Below are 19,517 nucleotides of genomic sequence, written 5' to 3' on the forward strand. Positions count from 1 at the left end.
CTGTCCGCCGGGTCGGGGACGCCCGCGGGCCCGCCGCCCGCCGGCCCGCCGCCCGCCGGCCCGTCGCCCCGGGTCCGGTGCCCTCCCGGGGACCGTTTGTCGTCCGGTGCTTGACCGCCCCGTGCCTGCGCCTGCCGTGGAGCACGCTGCTCCGGCACTCGCGGCCCGTTGTCACGGTCCATAGCTCCCCCTGCCCGTACCGCTGGTATCGCCGCTGACAGTCTGCCTTGTTTCCGGCGGGTGCGTCAGCATCGGGATGACGCTCCGCACAAGGTCGTGACACGATCCGACGATCCCGTACAGCTGACGATCCGTCAGTTCAGCGCTACGGTGAGGGACATGGAGGCATTCCCGAGAATCATCTCCGTGGACGACCACACCGTGGAACCGCCCGGCGTCTGGCGGGACCGGCTCCCCGCCCGCCACCGCGACACCGGCCCGCGCGTCGTCCGGGCGCCGCTGAGGGAAATGACCTTCCTCGGCGGCAAGTTCGCCCCGGTCATGGGCGCGCCCGGCGACGACGGACCGGTCGGGGACTGGTGGGTGTACGAGGACCTGCACCGCCCGCTCACCCGCCTCGACACGGCCGTCGGGTACGACAGGGACGAGATCCGGCTGGAGGTCATCACATACGAGCAGATGCGCCCCGGCTCGTACAACGTCCCCGACCGGCTCGCCGACATGGACGCCAACCACGTCCAGTCGGCGCTCTGCTTCCCCACCTTCCCGCGCTTCTGCGGCCAGACCTTCACGGAGGCCGCCGACCGCGAGCTGGGCCTGCTCGGGGTCCGCGCGTACAACGACTGGATGGTGGAGGAGTGGTGCGGCCCCGACGCGGGCGGCCGGCTGATCCCGCTCTGCCTGATCCCGCTCTGGGACGCCGAGCTGGCCGCCGCCGAGGTCCGCAGGAACGCCGCCCGGGGGGTACGGGCGGTGGCCTTCTCGGAGATACCGCCGCACCTCGGCCTGCCGTCGATCCACACGGACGCCTGGGACCCCTTCCTGGCCGCCTGCGACGAGACCGGCACGGTGATCGCGATGCACATCGGCTCGTCCAGCCGCATGCCCTCGACATCGGCGGACGCGCCGCCCGCGGTCGGCTCCACGATCACCTTCGCCAACTGCTGCTTCTCCATGACCGACTGGCTGATGAGCGGCAAGCTGGAACGCTTCCCCGGCCTGCGGATCATGTACGCGGAGGGCCAGATCGGCTGGATCCCGTACATCCTGGAGCGCGCCGACGTCGTGTGGGAGGAGAACCGCGGCTGGGGCGGCGTCGCCGACAAGGTCCACCGCCCGCCGTCGGAACTCTTCGCCGAGCATGTGTACGGCTGCTTCTTCGACGACGCGTTCGGGCTGCGCAACCTGGACGCGATCGGCGTCGGCAGCGTCCTGTACGAGACGGACTACCCGCACTCCGACTCGACCTGGCCCGAGTCCCGCCAGGTCGCCGAGGCCCAGATGGCGCACCTCGCCCCGGACGTGGTGGAGCGCATCGTCCGGGGCAACGCGATCGAACTGCTCGGCCTCACGCCGGAGGGCCTGTGGGCGGGGCCGTGAGCCTGGCCGGTCCGTCGGCGTCGGGTGTTCCGCCCCTGGCGGAACACCCGCCCACAACGGGACGGCAAGCCCGCCGACGAGCTTGAATCGGGACCATGCCGATCACACGTGACCTCGTCGTGCGGGGCGAGGACTGGTACGGGCGGGAACTGGGCACGGAGGACATGTTCGCGGGGTGCACGTTCTACGACGTGGACTGGACGGAGGGCGCGACGGAGGGGGCGTCCTTCGACGCGTGTACGTTCTCCGGGGTGCGGTTCAACGCGTCGCGGCACGTCGGCTCGGCGTTCACCAACTGCACCTTCCGGAAGTGCGTGTTCTTCGACGCGCGGTTCGAGCGGTGCAAGGCGGTGGGCAGCCGGTTCCTCGAGTCGACGTTCGGCCTGCTGGTGGTGGAGGGCGGCGACTGGTCGTACGCGGGCCTGGTGGGCGCCGATCTGCGGAAGGCCGAGCTGGACGGCGTACGCCTCCGGGAGGCCGACCTGGCGGGGGCCCGGCTGGAGGACGCCACGGTCACCCGGTGCGACCTGTCCGGCGCCCTCCTGCGCGGCGCCCGCCTCCACCGCACCGACCTGCGGGGCAGCGACCTGTCGACGCTGGACCCGGGGACGGTGGAGGCGCGGGGCGCCAGGATCGACCTGGAGCAGGCCGCCGTGCTGGCGACGGCGCTCGGGTACGAGGTGGGGTGACAGCGGGTCGCCGCACGGCCGGGGTCAGCTCAGGCCGCCCGTGGCCCTGAGGTTCTCGCCGGTGAGCCAGCGGCCGTCCGGGCCGGTCAGGAAGGCCACGACGGCCGCCACGTCGGACGGTTCGCCCAGCCGGCCCAGGGGGGTGAGGGCCACCGCCATGTCCAGGGCCTCCGGTGGGTTCGTGCCACGGAGCAGGGTGGTGTCCGTGGCACCGGGGGACACCGTGTTGACGGTGATCCCGCGCGGGCCCAGCTCCTGCGCGGCCGCCGCCGTGAGCTGCTCAAGGGCGCCCTTGCTCATCATGTACGGCGCGATCCCGCGCCCCGGACGGCGTGTGTTGAGCGTCGAGATGTTGACGATCCGCCCCTCGTCCGGCATGTGCCGTGCCGCGAACCGCACGGTCAGGAACGCGGCCTTGGCGTTCACCAGGAGCACCTCGTCGAAGAGCCGCTCCGGCAGTTCGTCCAGCGGCGTCGGCGTGAAGTTCAGCGCCGCGTTGTTCACCAGGATCTCCACCGCGCCCGACGACGACGCGTCCGTCGCGGTGCGCATCAGCTCCTCCGGCGCGCCCGGCTCGGACAGGTCCAGCCCCACGGCGCGGGCACTGCCGCCGCCCGCCTCCTTCACCGCCCGTACGACGTCCTCGGCGGCCTCCTCGTCACGCGCGTAGTTGAAGACCACCTCCGCGCCGTCCTGGGCGAGCCGCTCCACGATGGCCCGGCCGATCCCCCGTGAACCGCCCGTGACGACGGCCGTCCTTCCCCGTAACACGCTCACGCTGTCCTCCCTGACCGCACCTGCCACCGGACCCTCCGAAGGGCCCGAATCTAGGGGGCGGAGGCGGGCCGTACGGCGGTTTTCGGCAATCAGTGGCTCACTCAGCGTGGCCGCGCCCGGACATGCGGGCCGATGTGGCCCGTCGTATCGTCGGAGAGTGCCGTTTGCCCTCCCGAAAAGGAGGCGACGCCGACATGGACCACAGCCGACCCGGGGCAGGCAGCCCCACGGCAGCGGCGGCCGCGGTGCTCGACCCGCCGTTCGATCCGCTGTTCACCGTCGCGGACGCCCCGGCCTTCACCGGCCGCCACCTGGCCCGCCTCGCGGCGGGCGCCCTCGCGGCCGTACGCGTCCCGGCGTTCCTCGATCCCGCCACGTGCCGGGCCGTGACCGACGCGCTGGACGGGCTGCCGACCGCGCCGTACGACCCGGCCAGGGTGCCGACTCCGGTGCTGCGGTTCGGGCCCGCGTTCAACGACTACCGGCTGCCCGGCGGCGAGCTCGACGCCGACCACTACTGGCCCGACGCCGACGCCGCCCGCGCCGAGTGGAACCGGGCCGCGATACGGCCCGATCCCGTCGCGATCTCGCTCGCCCGGCTCGGCACGGCGTGGGGCTCCGCCGTCGTCCCCGCCACCGTCGAGGGGCGGGCCGTCTTCGGCGGCACCCTGCGGGAGATCAACGCCGGGCTGCTCATGCACTACGACGACATCAACCGCGAGTTCCCGGACGGCGTCTTCGATCAGGACACCGTCGCCCAGCTGGCGTTCAACCTGTACGTGAGCGTCGCGGACGGAGGCGGGGCCACCACGGTGTGGCGGCACCGCTGGGCACCGGGCGACGAGGAGCACCGCGACACGTACGGCTACCGACGCGCGGCCGTCGAGGGCCGCCAGTCGGTCCGGCTGCCGCCGCACCTCGGCGACGCGCTGCTGTTCAACCCGGCCCACTTCCACGCCGTGGACGCCAACACCGGGCCGGGGCGTCGCGTCGCTTTCGCGTTCTTCCTCGGCCTCACCACCAGCGGCCACCTCGTCGTATGGTCCTGAACATGGATCACCGGTACCAGTACCAGCACCTCACCCACGGGGACGTCGTCGCCGCCGCCGAACGGGTCGCCGGCCGCGTCCGGCCGCTCGTCGTCGCCCCGGGCGGTGACGACCGGACATGGTTCGCGCTGGAGTTCCTGCAGTACACAGGGACCTTCAAGGCGCGCGGCGCGATCAACTTCATCCGGAGCCACCAGGACTCCGGCACCCTCCCGGACGCGGGCGTCACCATCGCCTCCGGCGGCAACGCGGGCCTCGCCTGCGCCTGGGCCGCGCAGGCGCAGGGCGTCCGCGCCACGGTGTTCCTGCCGGCCAACGCCCCCGCCGTGAAGGTCGCCCGGCTGCGCGCGTACGACGCCGACGTGCGGCTGGTCGGCGACGAGTACGCGGAGGCGCTGGACGCCTGCCGGAAGTTCGCCGCCGACACCGGGGCGCTCGCCTCGCACGCGTACGACCATCCGCTCATCGCCGCGGGCGCCGGCACCCTCATGGAGGAGCTGCACACGCTCCTCCCCGACCTGGACACGGTCGTCGTCTCCGTCGGCGGGGGCGGGCTGTTCACCGGAGTCGCCACCGCCGCCCACGAGCACGGCGTACGGGTCGTCGCCGTCGAGCCGGAGAACTGCCGTGCCCTGAACGCCGCCCTCGCGGCGGGCGAGGTCGTCGACGTCACCGTCGACTCGGTCGCCGCCGACGCCCTCGGCGCCCGCCGGGTCACGCCGATGGCCCTGTACGCGGCCCAGCGCTACGACGTGTGCTCCGTCCTCGTCCCGGACACCGACATCGTCCGGGCCCGCCGCGAGCTGTGGGACGACCACCGCCTGGCGGTGGAACACGCAGCGGCGACCGCCCTGGCGGGCCTGCGTGCGTACCGCCCGGCGGAGGGCGAGAGAGCCGCCGTGGTCCTTTGCGGCGCGAACACGGACCCGGGGGACCTGGTGAGGCCCGTCTGACGGCTCGGGCTGTCCGGCTCGCGCGGACAGTTCTCCCATCGCCCTTTCGCGTGCCCGAAGGTCCGGCTACTTCGCCATAACCGCGCGGAGTGTTCCTGCGGTGGTGGCTTCGAATTCACCGAAGGCCGTCGTTCCGTCGGAGAAAAGGGCGTATGCCCGGGCTCCGGCCAGATCGAGGACCCGCACCCCGGCCGACGGGGCGCCGGTGAAGTCGGGGTCGATTCCGGTGAACGACACCTGCTCCCCGGGGGCGAACCCCGAGAAGTTCGCGATCACCACCTCGGTGTTCACGCCGACGGTGCTGGTGAGCGTCGCGGGGCCGGCGAAGGAGCCCATGCTGTCCCACGTGACGGGGAACTTGGCCGTACGGCCGCTGATACCGACCGACTGAACCTGCGCGCTGCTTCCGTTGTTGATGGTGAGGTTGACGGAGAATGAGCCGAGTGGACCAGCGAACGTGGCCACGACTTCTTGAGCCATGTGCATCTCCTGTCCCGTCACTGCCGGGCCGCAATTCGGCCCGTGCGGCTGTTTTTATGATGCGCCTATTTCGGCATCGTCAACCAGGTCCGGGACAATCGGAAAGAAGCACGGTAGCGCTGACGGATAATCCTCTGTGAGGTCGTGCTTCAGCTCAATGCATCATTGCGCCGTTTCGCCCTGGCGTCGGCGGGGAATGCTGCGAACAGGGTGACGTCGAATACTATATTCGGATAGTACGAGAAATCTGCATTGAATTCGATGTTCCGGTCCGGGGCCGGACGCCGCCGAGTGACTCCGGTTGTAGATCGTGACCCGCGGGGCACTCCCCATGCCCTCGGCCGCCCCGGCCTTGTCGCTCGCCCGGCTCGGCACGGCGTGGGGCTCCGCCGTGGTCCCCGCCACCGTCGAGGGGCGGGCCGTCTTCGACGGCACCCTGCGGGAGATCAACGCCCGGCTGCTCATGCACTACGACGACATCAACCGCGAGTTCCCGGACGGGGTCTTCGATCAGGACACCGTCGCCCAGCCGGCGTTCAGCCTGTACGTGAGCGTCGCGGACGGAGGCGGGCGCGAACACGGACCCAGGGGCCTGGTAGGACCGTCTGGCGGGGCGGCGGCCGTCACGGCACCATCGGGGGAATGACATTCGCTGTCACCGTCGTGGAGCGGCGCCTCGACCGCCTCGGGCAAAGGGAGCGCTCCACCGCCATCCGGTGCGCGAGGACCGCGTGATGCGGGCCTGACACGGTGACGACAGGCCCCAGTGCGCGGCCTCACTCAGGGGAGGCGGAATGACACACATGGAACAGACTGTTCCGGTCCTGATCAACTTCGTCATCGGGGAGGCGCTTTCGGGTAACACGGTGGTCTCCGTCGTCGGCCACTCCAGCAGGCTGGAGATCGAGCGGCCTCAGGAGGGCGAGGCCACCCGGTACGTCGTCTGCGCCCATCACGACTGCGGACGGCGGCTTCGGGTGCGGATCCTCGGCCCCCGGGAGACCAGGGCCCGACGGCGGACCCTGTGGCGACGGGCCGCCCTCGCCGGTCTGGCCGCCATCGTGTCGTGGACGCTGATGGCGGTCCTGCTCGGCCTGCCCTCGGCCGTCTTCTTCGGCCTCGCCGCTCCGCCGCTCGCGGTCACCGCCGTCATCCTGGCCTTCCGTGCCCATGGACACCTCGGGATCAGCCAGCCCGACGAGGTGCTGACCCGCCCCCACGGCGGGCGCGCCGTGAAGGGCCGCCACGTCATCGTCTGAACGACGGCCGTTCCCTCCGGCGCGACGGCCGTCCTCCGGCTTTGCGGGCCATCTTGTCTGACGCACCGTCAGCTATCACGATGGGCAGCTCCGAGAGGGGGCCCATCGTGCTGTACGGGATGCAGTTGCCGATCCAGTCGCAGAGTGCCGTCTACACCGAGAGCTGGGAGACCGGGGCCGGGGTTGACGACCTCGTCGAGGTCGCCCGCGCCGCCGACCGGGGCGGCTTCGCCTATGTGGCCTGCTGCGACCATGTCGCGATACCCCGGCGCCTCGCCGCCGCCATGTCCACCGTCTGGTACGACCCGGTCGCCACCCTGGCGTTCCTGGCCGGGGCCACCACGCGCGTACGGCTCCTCAGCCATGTCGCCGTCGTCGGCCTGCGCCACCCGCTGGTCACCGCCAAGCAGTACGCCACGCTCGACCACCTCAGCGGCGGCCGGGTGATCCTCGGCGTCGGCGCCGGACATGTGCGGGAGGAGTTCGACGCGCTGGGCGCGGACTTCGAGGGGCGCGGTGCCCTGCTGGACGAGAGCGTGGACGCGCTGCGGGCCGCCCTGGGCGCGGAGGAGTTCCCGGTCCACGTGGGCGAGAGGTACGCCTTCGAGGGCCTCGGTCAGCGGCCACGCCCCGCACAGGACCGGGTGCCGGTGTGGGTCGGCGGCTCTTCCCCCGCCGCGCTGCGGCGCGCCGCGCTCCGGGGGGACGGCTGGCTGCCGCAGGGCGACCCCCGTGAGCGGCTCCCCGGACTGATCGCCCACCTTCGGAGCCTGCGCGAGGCCGCCGGGATCGCCGCGCCCCTCGTGGTCGGCGCCATCGCCGAACCGCTCCATGTGGGCACGCCCTCCTGGGAGGTCGGCCGACGCACCCTGCGCGGGGGCCCCGAGGAGATCGCCGAGTCGCTGCGCGCGTACCGGGCGATGGGCGTCGGGCAGCTCCAGGTGCGGTTCCGGTCCCGGAGCCGCACGGAACTCATCGACCAGATGGCGGCCTTCGCCACGGGCGTGGCACCGCTGCTGTAGGAGGCGCTGGACATGGGCAGGCTGGACGGACGTGTCGTCATCGTCACGGGCGCGGCGCGCGGTCAGGGCGCCCAGGAGGCGCGCCTCTTCGCGGCGGAGGGCGCGCGGGTGGTGCTGGGTGACGTGCTGGACGGGCAGGGCGGGGCGCTGGCGGAGGAGCTGGGTACCGACGTCGCGCGGTACGTCCATCTGGACGTGACCGAGGAGGACGACTGGACCGCCGCCGTGCGGGCGGCGAAGGAGGCGTACGGCCACGTCGACGGCCTGGTCAACAACGCCGGCATCCTCCGCTTCAACGAGCTGGTGGCCACGCCTCTGGAGGAGTTCGAGCAGGTGGTGCGGGTCAACCAGGTGGGCTGCTTCCTCGGCATCCGCACCGTCGCGCCCGAGATCGAGGCGGCGGGTGGCGGCACCATCGTCAACACCGCCTCGTACACCGCGATGACGGGCATGGCGTACGTCGGCGCCTATGCCGCGACCAAGCACGCGGTCCTCGGGCTGACGCGGGTGGCGGCCGTCGAGCTGGCCGCGAAGGGCATCCGCGTCAACGCCATCTGCCCGGGCGCCGTCGACACCCCGATGAGCAACCCGGACGGCGCGGGCCCGGAGGCCCTCGACGAGCTGTACCGGAACCTGGTGCCGCTGGGGCGGGCGGGGCGGCCGGAGGAGGTGGCCGCGCTGGCGCTGTTCCTGACGGGGGAGGAGTCGTCGTACATCACGGGGCAGCCGTTCGTGATCGACGGGGGGTGGCTGGCGGGGGTGAAGCTTTTCTGACGCCCAGTCAGCTCTGCGTCTTGACCGCCGCGACCCCCGCTGGAACAGTCGTACCCGACTGAGCTGACGATCCGTCAGATAACTGGTGTACGTATGTGCAGGGACGGTGAACCCCTTGGAATTCGGGCTCTTTGTACAGGGATACGTACCGGCCGAGCGGGTGCGCGCCGACTCCCAGGCGGAGCACAAGGCGCTGATGGAGGAGACCGAGTACGTCATCGAGGCGGACCGGTCCGGGTTCAAGTACGCCTGGGCCTCCGAGCACCACTTCCTGGAGGAGTACTCCCATCTGTCGGCCAACGACGTCTTCCTCGGCTACCTCGCGCACGCGACCGAGCGCATCCACCTCGGCTCCGGGATCTTCAACCCGCTGGCCCCGGTGAACCACCCGGTCAAGGTCGCCGAGAAGGTGGCCATGCTCGACCATCTGTCGGGCGGCCGCTTCGAGTTCGGCACCGGGCGCGGGGCCGGGTCGCACGAGATCCTCGGGTTCCTGCCGGGCATCACCGACATGAACCACACCAAGGAGATCTGGGAAGAGACCATCGCCGAGTTCCCCAAGATGTGGCTCCAGGACGAGTACGAGGGCTTCCAGGGCCGGCACTGGTCGCTACCGCCCCGCAAGATCCTTCCCAAGCCTTACGGCGCCGCCCACCCCGCCATGTGGTACGCGGCCGGGTCCCCGTCCTCGTACGCCATGGCCGCCCGCAAGGGTCTCGGCGTGCTCGGGTTCAGCGTCCAGAAGGTGTCCGACATGGAGTGGGTCGTCGACTCCTACAAGGGCGCCGTCAAGGACGCCGAGCCGGTGGGGGCGTTCGTCAACGACAACGTGATGGTCACGTCCACGGCGATCTGCGCGGAGACCCACGCGAAGGCGGTCGAGATCGCGGTCGGCGGCGGGCTGAACTACCTCCAGTCCCTGCTGTTCCGCTACCACGACACGTTCCCGCGTCCCGACGGCATCCCCGAGTGGCCCGAGCTGCTGCCCGAGTACACCGAGGAGGTCATCGAACTCCTCGTCGCCGAGGAGCTGATGATCTGCGGCGACCCGGAGGAGGTGCTGCGGCAGTGCAGGCGCTGGGAGCAGGCGGGCGCCGACCAGCTGTCCTTCGGCCTGCCGATCGGGGTGTCCTACGAGGACACCATGACCACGATCCGCCTGATCGGCGAACACGTGATCCCCGAGATCGACACCGACCCCGTCCACCGCACGACCCGCCTGCGGGCGGCGTCGGACTCCTGAGCGCCGACCCGGCGACGGCGCGCCAGGCCCACGCCCATGCCCAGGACGGGGCCCCCGTCCACGCCCATGCCCTGGACGGGGGCCGCCGGCGCCGGTGGCCCACATGCCGACCGACGCCGGCGGCCCCCAGCCCACGTGCCCGCCGCCCGACCGGCGCCGCCTGGCCCCTGCGGGGGCCGACCCTGCACGGCCCCGCCCGCCGGGCGGCGACTGACCCGCCGGGCGCGTCGGGGTCACCGAAGGGCCCGCGGCTTCCCGGACCGCAGGCCCTTACCGCCCGGTCGGAGGCCCGTCGGCTGCGGCCGGCCGACGGGCTTCCGGCCGGGGCACACCGAGCTGGAAGGGACGTCATGTACGACCACGTGATCCAGGGCGCCACCCTCGCGGACGGCACGGGCGCTCCCGCCCACCCCGCGGACGTGGCCCTGCGCGACGGGCACGTCGCAGCCGTAGCGGCCCCCGGCACCCTCCGGGACGCCCGCACAGTCCAGGACGCCGACGGCCTCGTCCTGGCCCCCGGCTTCGTCGACCCGCACACCCACTACGACGCCCAGCTCTTCTGGGACCCGTACGCCACCCCCTCCATGACCCACGGCGTGACCACCGTCGTCGGCGGCAACTGCGGCTTCACCCTCGCGCCCCTCAACCCGTCCCGCCCCGCCGACGCCGACTACACGCGCCGGATGATGGCGAAGGTCGAGGGCATGTCCCTCGTCGCTCTGGAGGAGGGCGCCCCCTGGACCTGGAGTGGCTTCGGCGAGTACCTCGACGCGCTCGACGGCCGCACAGCCGTCAACGCGGGCTTCATGGTCGGCCACTGCGCGCTCCGCCGACACGTCATGGGCCCGGACGCCATCGGCGGCGACCCGACTCCCGGGCAGCTCACCGCCATGGTGGGCCTGCTCCACGACGCGATGGACGCCGGCGCCTGGGGCCTGTCGACCACCCAGTCGGGCACGCACTCGGACGGCGACGGCCACCCCGTGGCGTCCCGGTACGCGCGCCCCGACGAGCTGCTGGCGCTCTCCAGGGCGGTCGGCGACCACGAGGGCACCCAGCTGGAGGCGATCGTGTCGGGGTGCCTCGACCGGTTCGAGGACGACGAGATCGATCTCCTGGTCGAGATGACCGCCGCCGCCGGCCGCCCCCTCAACTGGAACGTCCTCACCATCGACGCCGCCGTCCCCGACCGCGTCCCCCGCCAGCTGCTCCCCGCCGAACGCGCCCGCAAGGCCGGCGGCCGCGTCGTCGCGCTCACGATGCCGATCCTCACGCCCATGAACATGTCCCTGGGCACCTTCTGCGCCCTGAACCTCATTCCCGGCTGGGGCCCGGTCCTGGGCCTGCCCGTCCCCGAGCGGATCGAGCGCCTCCGCGACCCCGCCGTCCGCGCCGAGCTCCTGCGCCGCGCCGACTCCGACGAGGCCGGGATCTTCCGGCGCCTCGCGCACTTCGGCCGGTACGTCGTCGGCGACACGTACAGCGCGGAGAACGAGGGTCTGACCGGCCGGGTCGTCGAGGACATCGCGCGCGAACGCGGCCAGGACCCGTTCCACTGCCTGGTCGAGATCTGCGCCCGGGACGACCTGCGAACCGTCCTGTGGCCCATGCCCGCCGACAACGACCCGGCGTCGTGGGCGCTGCGCGCCGAGACGTGGCGGCACGAGGACGTGCTGCTGGGCGGCTCCGACGCGGGCGCGCATCTGGACCGGATGTGCGGGGCGCCTTACACGACACGGTTCCTCGGGGACTGTCTGCGCGGGCGGCGGCTGGCCGGGCTGGAGGACGCGGTGCGGATGCTCACCGACGACCCGGCGCGGCTCTTCGGGCTGCGCGGGCGCGGCCGGATCGCCGAGGGGTACCACGCGGACCTGGTGCTGTTCGACCCGGAGCGCGTCGACGCGGGCCCCGCGACGCTGGTCCACGACCTGCCGGGGGACAGTCCGCGCCTCGACTCGCGGGCGGTCGGCATCGTGTCCGTACGGGTCAACGGCGTGGAGACGGTCCGGGACGACGAGGTGACCGGGGCGGTGCCGGGCCGGGTGCTGCGGTCGGGGCGGGACACGAGGACGGTGGCGACGCGGTGAACGAGGCGACGGGCCCGGGTACGGCGACGGGCGGCGCGACGGGCACGGGCACCTGCCGCGCCGTGGGCGGGGCGATGGCGGGCGTGACGCGTGACGCGAGGGCGCGGCGATGAGCGGCGGGACGGACAGGACGACGGGCGGCGCCGTGGGCGACGCGGCCGGCAGCGGCCCGGTGAGCCTCTTCATCGGCGGCGCGTGGGTCGAGCCCGGCCGCGGCCACTACGAGGTCGTGAACCCCGCGACGGAGGAGGTCGTCGGCCTCGCCCCCGACGCGTCCCCCGACCAGGCCCGGGAGGCCGCCCGCGCCGCCCGGGAGGCGTTTCCCACCTGGTCGCGCACCCGGCCGGAGGACCGGGCGGCCGTCCTGGACCGGGCCGCCGCGCTGATCGCCCGCGACGCGGACGCCCACGCACGGCTGGCCCGCGCCGAGAGCGGGGCGACGGCGGCGACCGCGCGCGGGATGCAGGTGGCGGTGGCGGCGGCACGGTTCCGCCGGTACGCGCGGGGCGCCCTGGAGCCGGTCGAGCGGGCCCTGCCCCCGCAGCCGACCCCCGCGGGACCGATGGGCCCCGCGAGCCTCGTCGGCGCGCTCGCGGTGCGCCGCCCGGTCGGTGTGGTCGCCTGCGTCACCTCGTACAACAATCCGTGGGCGAACCCCGCCGGCAAGATCGCCCCGGCCCTGGCCATGGGCAACACGGTCGTCGTGAAGCCCGCCCCCCAGGACCCGCTCTCCGTGTACGCGCTGGCGCGGGCCCTGGAGGAGGCGGGCGCGCCGCCCGGGACGGTGAATGTCGTCACCGGCTCGGGCGGCCCGGACGGCCCCGACACCGGGGAGGCGCTCGTCGCCTCGCCGGACGTCGACATGGTCAGCTTCACGGGCTCGACCGCCGTGGGCCGCCGTATCGGCGAGGTCTGCGGCCGCGACGTGAAGCGGCAGCTGATGGAGCTGGGCGGGAAGGGCGCCGCGCTGGTCTTCGACGACGCCGACCTGGACGCGGCGGTGCGGGGTATCGGTACGACGTTCTCCTTCTACAGCGGCCAGATCTGTACGGCCCCGACGCGCGTCCTCGCGCAGCGCGGCATCCACGACCGGCTGGTCGAGCGGCTGGCGGCGTACGCGGCGCGGCTGCCGGGCGGTGACCCGGCGGACCCGGGGACGGTGGTCGGCCCGGTGATCTCGGCGGCGCACCGGGACCGTATCGAGGCGTATGTGGAGCTGGGCCGCGAGGAGGGCGCCCGGGTGGCGGCCGGCGGGGAGCGGCCGCCGTACGCGAAGGGCTTCCATGTGGCCCCGACGCTGCTGACCGGCTGTACGTCGGGGATGCGGGTGGTGCGGGAGGAGATCTTCGGTCCGGTGGTGGTCGTGGTGCCCTTCGACGGCGAGGAGGAGGCGGTGGCGCTGGCGAACGACAGCGAGTACGGCCTGATCGACTACGTCTGGTCGGGGGACGTGGCCCGCGCTTGGCGTGTGGCGGGCCTGCTGCGGTCCGGCGGGGTGGGCGTGAACACGGTGGCCAGGAACATGGAGGCGCCGTTCGGGGGCTTCCGGAGGAGCGGGGTGGGGCGCGACGTGGGCTCGTACGCGCTGTACGCGTACAGCGAGTTCCAGGCGGTGATGTGGCCGGGTGGGGGAAACGGAGGCTGAAACCCGGAAAAACAAGCACGGGAAATTTTTCAAAGGTGCAAATCGGGCAGACCTACGATTCCCGTATATCGAACACCAATAGCTTCAATCATGAGATGCTCACTTGGCGGCTAAGTAGACCATCGAATCCATGCCGCCTGCCCGCTTCATCCCGCGCAATCAAAGGGGGAGATCGCGGAGCTCGATACTCCGGATGTGGAAATCGCAGCACCTACCGTCCTCCTCATGACTCAGGTGGAAGCGCGGCCCCAGGCCGGAGACACGGTAGGGAACGTCACCGCGACGGGCGAGAGCGGTGGCGTGCGTACCAAGGGCCTCGGCGGGAACTCCGTCGGCCTGATGGGCGGTGCCGTCATCGGCGTCTCGACCGTCGCCCCGGTCTACTGTCTGACCTCGACGCTCGGCCCGACGGTCAGCGAGGTCGGCCTCCAGATGCCCGCGATCTTCCTCGCCGGCTTCCTCCCCATGCTGCTCGTGGCCTTCGCGTACCGGGAGCTGAACAAGGCGATACCGGACTGCGGCACCTCCTTCACCTGGTCGGTCAAGGCGTTCGGCCCGAAGGTGGGCTGGATGTGCGGCTGGGGCCTGCTGGTGGCCACGGTGGTGGTCCTGTCGAACCTGGCGGGCGTCGCGACCTCCTTCTTCTGGCTCACGGCCGGTGAGATCACCGGCAGCCCCGCGCTCGCGGCCCTGGACGACAACAAGGCCGTCCACATCCTCACGACGCTGGCCTTCGTGGCCGCCGCGACGGTGGTCGGCTACCGGGGCATCACGGCCACGAAGTGGCTCCAGTACGCCCTGGTGGGCCTCCAGCTGGTCGTCATCGTCCTCTTCGCGGCGATGGCCGTGACGAAGGCCGACGAGGTCGCAGGATCGCTCTCCTTCTCCTGGACCTGGATGAACCCCTTCGCGGTGGAGTCCTTCGCGGCCTTCACGGCGGGCCTCTCCCTCTCGATCTTCATCTACTGGGGCTGGGACACCTGCCTCTCCGTGAACGAGGAGAGCGTCGGCAGCGCCCGCACACCCGGCCGCGCCGCCCTGCTCGCCATCATCGTGATCGTCTCCTCGTATCTGATGGTCGCCATCGCGGTGCAGATGTACGCGGGCATCGGCGAGAAGGGCCTCGGCCTCGGCAACCCGGACACCGCCGACAACGTCTTCGCGACTCTCGCGTCCCCGATCATGGGCTCCGGCCTCGGTATCCTGCTCTTCCTGGCCGTCCTGGCCTCCGCCGCGGCCAGCCTCCAGACGACGTTCATCCCGGTCGCCCGCACGGCGCTCGCGATGTCGACGTACGAGGCGTTCCCGCCGGCCTTCGCCAAGGTCCACCCGGTCCACAAGACCCCGGGCCGCGCCACGATCGTCGCCGGTGTCGCGACCGGCGTCTTCTACTCGGTGATGACCCTGGTCAGCGAGAACGTCCTGGTCGACACGATCTACGCGCTCGGCCTGATGATCTGCTTCTACTACGCGATCACCGCCTTCGCCTGCGTCTGGTTCTTCCGCCGCGAGCTGAGCCGCTCGGCCCGTGACCTGTTCGTCAAGGGCATCCTGCCGGGCATCGGCGGCCTGATGCTGACGGCGGTCTTCGCCCAGACGCTGAAGGACATGTGGGACCCGGCGTACGGCAGCGGCTCGTCGGTCCTCGGTATGGGCTCCGTCTTCGTCATCGGTGTCGGCATGCTGCTGCTCGGCCTGGCCGTCATGGCCTGGATGACCCGGCGCAGCCCGGCGTTCTTCCGCGGTGAGGTCCTGACGAAGGAGACCCCGGCGCTGGTGGTCGCGGACTGACCCCGCACACGCCACCGAAGCATCACGCGCCGGGGCGCTCCCGCGCCCCGGCACCCCGGCCGACGGCCGGCCCCATACGTACGCCCCGGCCCCGCACACGCCCGCCCGTACGCCCTGCCCGTGCCCCCAGCCCTTGCTCGTTCCTCGTGCGGCCCCCGCCCGCCCGGTGCAGGGTGGACGTATGTACGACCTTTACGCCATCGCCGAGGAACACCTGGTCGCCGCACACCGCTCCGAGCACGGCCGCAGCGCCAACCTGCTGTTGCGCGAACGCCCCCTGCGGCAGACCGTCATCGCGCTCACGGCCGGCACGAAGCTCGAAGAGCACAACGCACCGCCCGCCGCGTCACTGCAGGTGCTGCGCGGGGTCGTGAAGCTGAAGACCGAATCGGAGGACGTCGAGCTCACGAACGGGGACCTGTTCCTGATCCCGCACGAGCGGCACTCGCTGACGGCGGTGACGGACACGGCGTTCCTCCTGACGGCGGTCAACGACTGACCGACCGCCCCACCGGCCTGGGGAGACGCGCCCGTGGAGGGGGGCGGCCCGGAGGCCGCCGCACTCCCGGCACCAGGACGGCCCTACGGCACGCATGCCCAGGACTCGCACCGCTCACCGGAGGACGCGCGAGAAGAACGGGCGCAGCCGCGGAACGTCGTTCGACGGCGGCGCGATCCCCGATGCCGACGCCCTATGCCTGTGCCCCGAACGGGTCGCATGCGAAGGACGCCGCGACCGCGCCCACGTACGGCCGCACGGGGCTGACCGTCTCCCTCACGGGCCGCTCGTCCGCGACCTCCCGGGCGTACGGGCTCCGATGCTCCAGCACGGGAAACACTTCTGCCGGTACGGGTACGGGTACGGGTACGGGTGCCGGCCCGGCGGGCAGCATCACGTGGCGCGCGCCGCACCGCCGCAGCCACCGCCGCACCCGCCCCCACAGCCGCGTCACCGTGCCGCACCCCTGGCGATCACGGACGCCAGCGCGAGCGCGACCGGCGCGGCGCACACGCCGAGATCGACGAGCCCGTACCCGGGATCGCCCGTACGCCCGGTGGCCCGGATGTCCAGCGCGGGCAACTGGATGCCCGCCTGCCGCAGGGCGGCCGCGAGGGCGTCGCGGGCGTCCATGACCTCCTTGAACCTCGTGACAACCGGCTGCCGCTCCATGGCCATGGCCGAACTCCGTTCGCTGTTCCCGTATATGTCGAGTGACACCCGGACTACGCTGCGTATACCGGGTGTTACGAGAATGGACCCCGGAGTACGGGCGTGAGTACCGACGCGGACTGCCCTTCCACGCCGCTCGGGGGCGCGTTCCACACGTTCCACGGAGGGGAGCCGCATGGGGACGAACCGCATGGTCACAGGCAGGAGCCAGGAACCGCGCCGCCGATTCGCGGAGGAGCTGAGGTCGCTGCGGGACCAGCGCGGCGACAGCCTGCGCAAGCTGGGCGAGGCACTGGGCTGGGACTGGTCCCTGTTCGGGAAGATGGAGAGGGGGCAGACCCTGGGCAGCGCGGATGTCGTGGAGGCGTTGGACCAGTACTACGGCACGCCGGGGTTCCTGCTCGCGCTCTGGGAACTGGCCGTCGGTGACACCTCGCGCTTCGTGGAGCAGTACCGGCGCTTCATGGCCCTGGAGGCGGAGGCCACGAGCATTCAGCTGTATGCGCCCAGCGTCGTACCCGGGCTGCTCCAGACCAGGGAGTACGCCCGGACGATGTTCGAGCTGGCGGGTGTACTGGAGGAGGAGCAGATCGACCAGCAGGTCGATGCGCGCATCAGCCGCCGCGATGTGCTTCTCGGCGAGGCGGCCCCGCACTTCCGCGCGGTCCTCGATGAGACGGTGTTACGCCGACCGCTGCTGGGCGCCGGTGCATGGCGCGAGCAGTTGAAGCACCTGATCGCCATGGCGGCGCAGCGAAACGTCGCCGTACAAGTCCTTCCCTTCTCAGCGGGCTTGTGCGAGCTGAACAACACCGAGACGTGGCTTCTACGCCTCCCGGAGGGACGCACGGTGGCCTGGGTCGAGACCGGATACAAGGGTGAACTGGTCCAGGAATGCACTGGAGTCGAGCTGCTTCAGCGTGGTTACGATCGGCTGCGTGACCACGCCTTGTCCCCGCGTGAGTCGACGGAGTTCGTACAGCGAGTGCTGGAGGAAGTCCCATGCCCGTCCGCCGAGTCGACATGAGCGCCGCGCGCTGGCGCAAGTCCCGCTACAGCAACGGCGGAGGCGGCGCCTGCGTCGAGGTGGCCGACAACCTCCCCGGCGCCGTCCCCGTACGCGACAGCAAGACCCCACACCGCGCCACGCTCGTCTTCGAGCCGGCCGCCTGGTCGTCGTTCGTCACGGCCGTGAGAAGCGGGGAGTTCGCATCCCCTGCTCGCGGCTGAAGTCGCGGTTCCGGCGGTAAGCCAGTGTTCGACTTGCGCAACGTCGCCGCCTCGGCGCAGCCTCGCGAAGACCTCGCCGCATTCCTGAAGGAAGCAGTGCGAGACCTGCCTCAAGGAGGCGGTAAGCGCCGCCAAGAAGGGCACCGCAGCTTTAAGGAATGGATGAACGGTTCTGGATCGTGGGTGGGGTCCCGCTCCTCATACTTGGATAGTGCGTCAGCAAGGGGCGCAGCTGCGGAGTTGGCGGCGTCGTGAGCCCCGTGCTTCTTGTTGCCTCAGGCCGCTCTTCTGGATGAACCACGGCTGATCACGCTGTTGGCCCACCGCTACGGGCCTCATCATGCTTGTTGATGGGGCCACGAATGAACCCGCTCGCCGCAGGCAGTGTCTGCCTGTGAAGTCGCCGGTATGCCACTGCCACGCCACCTCGGTGGTTAGCGTTTGATCACCGCCGCGTCGAGCCAGGCGATCGACCCGATATCGTTTATGCCAGTCAGCGTCAGATGCACACTGGTAGCACCCCCTGGGCCCACGTGAGACGTGAAGCTGAAGTCCTTCGATCTCCCGCATGCTGTCCGTGTCTGGAAATCTGTCTCGTTATTTCCGGCAAAGACCTGGAGCGCCAACTGTATCTGAGGTTGAAAGGGTGGGGTGACGCTACGGGGGCTCCAGTGCCAGTCCGGTCTCGGCTATGAAGCCGTTGAGGACTTCGGGGCGGCGTTGGATGCCGCGCAAGCGGTTCTTCACGAGCGGAGTGAGGTCGTCGATTGTGTGGGGTGCGAGGTTGGCCAGGGACTTCTTCAGGTGGGCCCACACGCCTTCGACGGGGTTGAGGTCGGGTGCGTATGGCGGCAGCTTGACGATGGTCAGCCACTCGCTGTTGCGCTCGCAGAACTTCCGCAAGGCTTTGGCGTGGTGGGTGCTGGCGTTGTCCCACACCACGATCAGCGGGGCACCGCCGAGTTGCCGACGGGCGGAGGTCAGCAGGTCCGCGAACTCGCGGGCGCGAAAGCCCTTCTTCTCGCCGGTACGGCCCCGGTACGTCTGGGTCCGGTAGATCAGCCTGGTCTCGCGTCCCGGTCTGATGCAGATCATCCCGGCCATCAGGACCCGGCCGGAACCCTTGCCCGTGACCCTGACCAGCGGCGTTTGCCCGCGTCGCGACCAGGTCCGGCCCTTTCCGGGTTTCAGGTCCTGCCCGGCCTCGTCCTCGAAGACTACCCACGCGCCCAGGAGCTGGGCCGTCCTCTTACCCGTGACCACTGCTCCGTCCGCCACAGCCCAACGGCCTGCTCGTCCCGCTCGACGGCCCGGTGCGCGGGGACCTGCGGCGACCAGCCGAGCCTGTGCAGCAGGTACGACACCCCGCGCGGGGTGTACCGGTACCCGAACAGTCTGTGGATCAGCTCCGCGACCCTCGCCAGGGTCCACCGCTGGTCCTCCATCCAGCCATGCGCCGTTGGCCCGGCCTCCAACTCGGCCTGCAGCCGCTCCGCCTGAACATCGCCCAGCCGGCACGGAAAGCCGCCGGCCCCCTTGGACGTCAGGGCTGCTCTGCCACCCTCACGCCAGGAGGCGTGCCAGGCATACGCTGACTTCCGTGACACGCGCAATCTGCCGGCCACCTCCGGCGGCCGCACCCCCTGCTTGAACATCTCCGCGGCCTCGAAGCGCACCGCTTCACGCTTCGCCCGCCCCACGGCGGTCAACCCGCCGCCATCCGCATACCTCATGACGAGGATGTAGCACCGCCAACGCCCGCTGTCACCCCACCCTTTCAACCTCAG

General features: G+C 71.4%; 21 protein-coding genes. 15 read left to right on the top strand and 6 right to left on the bottom strand.

All coding sequences use genetic code 11. The features are described from left to right. Positions 1-339 precede the first annotated feature (339 nt). Complete coding sequence (locus tag FVS66_RS16815) at positions 340-1,560, top strand: amidohydrolase family protein (protein WP_149181991.1); 1,221 nt, start codon at positions 340-342, stop codon at positions 1,558-1,560. Between the two features lie 95 nt (positions 1,561-1,655). Continuing rightward, positions 1,656-2,249, top strand: a complete 594-nt coding sequence (locus FVS66_RS16820) for a pentapeptide repeat-containing protein (protein ID WP_149181992.1) — start codon at positions 1,656-1,658, stop codon at positions 2,247-2,249. A gap of 24 nt (positions 2,250-2,273) precedes the next feature. On the opposite strand, the gene FVS66_RS16825 is transcribed toward FVS66_RS16820, so the two are convergent. Then, positions 2,274-3,026, bottom strand: coding sequence for an SDR family oxidoreductase (locus tag FVS66_RS16825; RefSeq protein WP_187645553.1), 753 nt, complete (start codon positions 3,024-3,026; stop codon positions 2,274-2,276). A gap of 194 nt (positions 3,027-3,220) precedes the next feature. On the opposite strand from FVS66_RS16825, the gene FVS66_RS16830 reads away from it, so the two are divergent. Continuing rightward, positions 3,221-4,075, top strand: coding sequence for a proline hydroxylase (locus FVS66_RS16830; protein WP_149181993.1), 855 nt, complete (start codon positions 3,221-3,223; stop codon positions 4,073-4,075). 2 nt (positions 4,076-4,077) lie between these two features. After that, on the top strand, positions 4,078-5,028 hold the full coding sequence (locus FVS66_RS16835) for a threonine/serine dehydratase (protein ID WP_149181994.1): 951 nt from the start codon (positions 4,078-4,080) through the stop codon (positions 5,026-5,028). A 66-nt stretch (positions 5,029-5,094) separates the two neighbouring features. On the opposite strand, the gene FVS66_RS16840 is transcribed toward FVS66_RS16835, so the two are convergent. After that, positions 5,095-5,508 (bottom strand): hypothetical protein, encoded by a 414-nt coding sequence (locus FVS66_RS16840; protein WP_149181995.1) that lies wholly within the window; start codon positions 5,506-5,508, stop codon positions 5,095-5,097. A gap of 310 nt (positions 5,509-5,818) precedes the next feature. Here FVS66_RS16840 and FVS66_RS16845 point away from each other — a divergent pair, with 310 nt between their 5' ends. The 9 genes from FVS66_RS16845 to FVS66_RS16885 all read left to right on the top strand — a co-directional run bounded on the left by FVS66_RS16845 (position 5,819) and on the right by FVS66_RS16885 (position 15,828). After that, positions 5,819-6,154, top strand: a complete 336-nt coding sequence (locus tag FVS66_RS16845; protein ID WP_149181996.1) for a hypothetical protein — start codon at positions 5,819-5,821, stop codon at positions 6,152-6,154. Positions 6,155-6,311: 157 nt separating this feature from the next. After that, positions 6,312-6,767 (top strand): hypothetical protein, encoded by a 456-nt coding sequence (locus FVS66_RS16850; RefSeq protein ID WP_149181997.1) that lies wholly within the window; start codon positions 6,312-6,314, stop codon positions 6,765-6,767. Between the two features lie 80 nt (positions 6,768-6,847). Further along, positions 6,848-7,789 (top strand): LLM class F420-dependent oxidoreductase, encoded by a 942-nt coding sequence (locus FVS66_RS16855; RefSeq protein WP_187645554.1) that lies wholly within the window; start codon positions 6,848-6,850, stop codon positions 7,787-7,789. A 12-nt stretch (positions 7,790-7,801) separates the two neighbouring features. Further along, complete coding sequence (locus FVS66_RS16860; RefSeq protein WP_149181998.1) at positions 7,802-8,563, top strand: glucose 1-dehydrogenase; 762 nt, start codon at positions 7,802-7,804, stop codon at positions 8,561-8,563. 115 nt (positions 8,564-8,678) lie between these two features. After that, complete coding sequence (locus FVS66_RS16865; RefSeq protein ID WP_149181999.1) at positions 8,679-9,806, top strand: LLM class flavin-dependent oxidoreductase; 1,128 nt, start codon at positions 8,679-8,681, stop codon at positions 9,804-9,806. Positions 9,807-10,156: 350 nt separating this feature from the next. Then, the gene (locus tag FVS66_RS16870) at positions 10,157-11,893 is read left to right on the top strand and encodes an amidohydrolase family protein (protein ID WP_149182000.1); all 1,737 of its coding nucleotides are present in this window, start codon (positions 10,157-10,159) and stop codon (positions 11,891-11,893) included. Between the two features lie 109 nt (positions 11,894-12,002). Beyond that, positions 12,003-13,538 (top strand): aldehyde dehydrogenase family protein, encoded by a 1,536-nt coding sequence (locus tag FVS66_RS16875; RefSeq protein ID WP_149182001.1) that lies wholly within the window; start codon positions 12,003-12,005, stop codon positions 13,536-13,538. Between the two features lie 225 nt (positions 13,539-13,763). Beyond that, the gene (locus tag FVS66_RS16880; RefSeq protein ID WP_149182002.1) at positions 13,764-15,329 is read left to right on the top strand and encodes an APC family permease; all 1,566 of its coding nucleotides are present in this window, start codon (positions 13,764-13,766) and stop codon (positions 15,327-15,329) included. Between the two features lie 181 nt (positions 15,330-15,510). Beyond that, complete coding sequence (locus tag FVS66_RS16885; RefSeq protein WP_149182003.1) at positions 15,511-15,828, top strand: cupin; 318 nt, start codon at positions 15,511-15,513, stop codon at positions 15,826-15,828. Positions 15,829-16,021: 193 nt separating this feature from the next. On the opposite strand, the gene FVS66_RS35055 is transcribed toward FVS66_RS16885, so the two are convergent. Next, positions 16,022-16,159 (bottom strand): hypothetical protein, encoded by a 138-nt coding sequence (locus FVS66_RS35055; protein WP_187645555.1) that lies wholly within the window; start codon positions 16,157-16,159, stop codon positions 16,022-16,024. 119 nt (positions 16,160-16,278) lie between these two features. Continuing rightward, complete coding sequence (locus FVS66_RS16890) at positions 16,279-16,548, bottom strand: hypothetical protein (protein WP_399225708.1); 270 nt, start codon at positions 16,546-16,548, stop codon at positions 16,279-16,281. Positions 16,549-16,675: 127 nt separating this feature from the next. Between FVS66_RS16890 and FVS66_RS16895 the strand changes: the two genes are divergently transcribed. Both FVS66_RS16895 and FVS66_RS16900 read left to right on the top strand, forming a co-directional pair. Then, positions 16,676-17,527 carry a helix-turn-helix transcriptional regulator gene (locus FVS66_RS16895; RefSeq protein ID WP_149182004.1) on the top strand — a complete coding sequence of 284 codons (852 nt, stop codon included), beginning with the start codon at positions 16,676-16,678 and terminating at the stop codon, positions 17,525-17,527. Next, positions 17,503-17,730 carry a DUF397 domain-containing protein gene (locus FVS66_RS16900; protein ID WP_262387039.1) on the top strand — a complete coding sequence of 76 codons (228 nt, stop codon included), beginning with the start codon at positions 17,503-17,505 and terminating at the stop codon, positions 17,728-17,730. Before FVS66_RS16895 ends, FVS66_RS16900 begins: the two co-directional genes overlap by 25 nt. A gap of 657 nt (positions 17,731-18,387) precedes the next feature. Here the strand turns inward: FVS66_RS16900 and FVS66_RS16905 are convergent. Further along, positions 18,388-18,993 carry an IS630 family transposase gene (locus tag FVS66_RS16905; RefSeq protein WP_149182005.1) on the bottom strand — a complete coding sequence of 202 codons (606 nt, stop codon included), beginning with the start codon at positions 18,991-18,993 and terminating at the stop codon, positions 18,388-18,390. Then, entirely contained in the window at positions 18,948-19,463 is a 516-nt protein-coding gene (locus FVS66_RS16910) for a winged helix-turn-helix domain-containing protein (RefSeq protein WP_149181543.1), read from the bottom strand. The genes FVS66_RS16905 and FVS66_RS16910 overlap by 46 nt, the downstream gene beginning before the upstream one ends. Positions 19,464-19,517: the final 54 nt, after the last annotated feature.

The sequence above is a fragment of the Streptomyces sp. TRM49041 genome (assembly GCF_008271805.1).
Classification (GTDB): Bacteria; Actinomycetota; Actinomycetes; order Streptomycetales; family Streptomycetaceae; genus Streptomyces.